Raw genomic sequence first — 3129 nt, forward strand, 5'->3', positions numbered from 1 at the left:
AAAAAAGGGGGAGGCCGCGAGGCCTCCCCCTTCTCAGTTCGATGACGGCTCGGTGCCGTCCACCGGTCAGCGGCGCCCTGGCCTCCCACGGGCTGGCCCCGCAGTACTCTCGGCGCGATGGGGCTTAGCTTCCGGGTTCGGAACGGGACCGGGCGTGCCCCCCATGCTCTGGCCGCTGACCGGTGGGCGGCGCCCACCGTTCACGGTGTCCTGGGTCTCATCTACGTGCCCTGGGGGCCGCATGGCGCATAGGAGGAGTCGACTCGGGGGCATCCTCGTGCCCGGACCGCGCATGGAGCGCGAAGTCCCGCGGGCCGCGAGGTGCGGTTCCGGAAGAGCTCGGGCGATTAGTGCGGCTCGGCTGAGGCTGTCGCCAGCCTTGCACCTGCCGTCTATCGACCAGGTAGTCTACCTGGGCCCTTACCGGAAGGAGAACTAATCCCTGGAACGGCTTCCCGCTTAGATGCCTTCAGCGGTTATCCGCGCCGCACGCGGCTACCCGGCCGTGCCGTTGGTCGACAACCGGTTCACCGGAGGTGCGTCCACCCCGGTCCTCTCGTACTGGGGGCAGCCTCCATCGATTCTCCTGCGCCCACGGAGGATAGGGACCGAACTGTCTCACGACGTTCTGAACCCAGCTCGCGTACCGCTTTAAACGGCGAACAGCCGTACCCTTGGGACCTGCTCCAGCCCCAGGATGCGATGAGCCGACATCGAGGTGCCAAACCTTGCCGTCGATGTGGACTCTTGGGCAAGATCAGCCTGTTATCCCCGGAGTACCTTTTATCCGTTGAGCGACGGCCCACCCACTCGGGGCCGCCGGATCACTAGAGCCTGCTTTCGCACCTGCTCGGCTCGTGGGCCTCGCAGTCAAGCCCGCTTGTACTCTTGCATTCAAAAGGACGGTTGCCGACCGTCCCGAGCGGACCTTCGCGCGCCTCCGTTACCCTTTAGGAGGCGACCGCCCCAGTCAAACTGCCCGCCTGGCACGGTCCCCGAGCCGGTTGACGGCCTCGGGTTAGGACGCCGGTCGCGCGAGGGCAGTATTCCAAGGGCGGCTCCCCGGGGGCTGGCGCCTCCGGATCTGTGCCTCCTGCCTATCCTCTACACGCGGGACCAGCGGCCAATGCCAAGCTGCAGTGAAGGTTCACGGGGTCTTTCCGTCCTTCCGCGGGTAAGTCGCATCTTCACGACCAGTGCAATTTCACCGGGTCCATGGTCGAGACAGCGCCCAAGTCGTTGCGCCTTTCGTGCAGGTCGGAACTTACCCGACAAGGAATTTCGCTACCTTAGGACCGTTATAGTTACGGCCGCCGTTTACCGGGGCTTGGCTTCGGGGCTTCGCGCGATGCGCTAACTCCTCCGCGTGACCTTCCGGCACCGGGCAGGCGTCAGACCCTATACGTCGCCTTGCGGCTTCTGCAGAGTCCTGTGTTTTTGGTAAACAGTCGCTTGGGCCTCTCCACTGCGGCCCGCCTCCGCTCCCGGAGCAAGTCCGTTCACGTACGCGCGGGCACCCCTTCTCCCGAAGTTACGGGGCCATTGTGCCGAGTTCCTTGACCATGGTTGACCCGATCGCCTCGGTATGTTCTACCCACCCACCTGTGTCGGTTTGCGGTACGGGCGCGCACGCGCCTGCCTAGGGGTTTTTCTAGGGACCTCGGGCTCACTCGCTTCGCTCAGTCGCTTCGTCCGGAGCCTCGCCCTCGTGCGGACCGGATTTCCCTGGTCCGCGGGCCGCGCTCCATCACGGGGACGTCCAGAACCCCGCCGAGCCACCCCCATCCGTCGCCCCGTCGGTCGTAGCGCCGCGTGCGCGGTGCAGGAATGTCTGCCTGCTGCGCGTCGGCTACGCCTCCCGGCCTCGCCTTAGCCCCCGACTGACCCTGGGAGGATTAGCCTTGCCCAGGAAACCTCGGGTTCACGGCGGACGAGTTACTCTCTCGTCTCTCGCTACTCATGCCAGCATTCTCACTCCCATGCGCTCCACCGCCGGTCGCCCGGCGGCTTCCCCGCCCATGGGAAGCTCCCCTACCGATTCTAATAAATAAAATCCCGCCGCTTCGGTGTCCAGCTTAGCCCCGTGTATTGTCGGCGCATGTCCACTCGACCAGTGAGCTGTTACGCACTCTTTGAATGCATGGCTGCTTCTAAGCCAACATCCTGGTTGTCTGGGCGGACGCACATCCTTTGCCACTCGGCTGGAACTTGGGGACCTTAGCGGGCGGTCCGGGCTGTTTCCCTCTCGAGCACACAGCTTAGCCCACATGCTCTGACTGCCGCGCTCTGGGCCGCCGGCATTCGGAGTTCGGTTGGATTCGGTAGGCGGCGAAGCCCCCTCGTCCATCCGGTGCTCTACCTCCGGCGGTGAACGCGCGACGCTAGCCCTAAAGCTATTTCGGGGAGAACGAGATATCTCCGGGTTTGATTGGCCTTTCACCCCTATCCGCAGGTCATCGCCGCCGTTTTCAACCGACGTGCGTTCGGCCCTCCACGGGGTCTTACCCCCGCTTCAGCCTGCCCACGGATAGCTCACCCGGCTTCGCGTCCGCGGCGCGGGACTCAAGTCGCCCTGTTAAGGCTCGCTTTCGCTACGGCTCCCTTCCGGTTAACCTCGCCCCGCGCCAGCGACTCGCTGGCTCATTCTACAAAAGGCACGCCGTCACACCATATAGGTGCTCCGACTGCTCGTGGGCGCACGGTTTCAGGTACTGTTTCACTCCCCTCCCGGGGTGCTTTTCACCTTTCCCTCACGGTACTGGTGCGCTATCGGTCACAGGGTAGTACTCAGGCTTGGATGGTGGTCCACCCAGGTTCGGACCGGGTTTCACGTGCCCGGCCCTACTCAGGGACCGCGTCGCGCCGTCCGGTCTGGGTTCGCGTACGGGGCTGTCACCCGCTGCGGCCGGCCCTCCCATGCCGTTCCGCTCCCCAGCCGGACCTGCGCCCGGGGGCGGCAGCCCCCGGATGCGCGGCCCTGCAACCCCGCCGGCGGAACCCCTGCCGGGTATGCCCGCTCGACGGTTTGGCCATCGGTCCCCTTTCGCTCGCCGCTACTCGGGGAGTCTCGAGATTGATTTCCTCTCCTCCGGGTACTTAGATGTTTCAGTTCCCCGGGTTGTCCTCCCC

2 rRNA genes are annotated in these 3129 nt (G+C 65.1%); both read right to left on the reverse strand.

The annotated features are described in order from the left end of the window. Positions 1-64 precede the first annotated feature (64 nt). A 5S ribosomal RNA gene (gene rrf, locus DW732_RS05945) occupies positions 65-180 on the reverse strand. A gap of 147 nt (positions 181-327) precedes the next feature. Next, a 23S ribosomal RNA gene (locus DW732_RS05950) occupies positions 328-3129 on the reverse strand; the annotation flags it as partial.

This window comes from Collinsella sp. AM28-11LB (genome assembly GCF_003469895.1).
GTDB lineage: Bacteria > Actinomycetota > Coriobacteriia > Coriobacteriales > Coriobacteriaceae > Collinsella.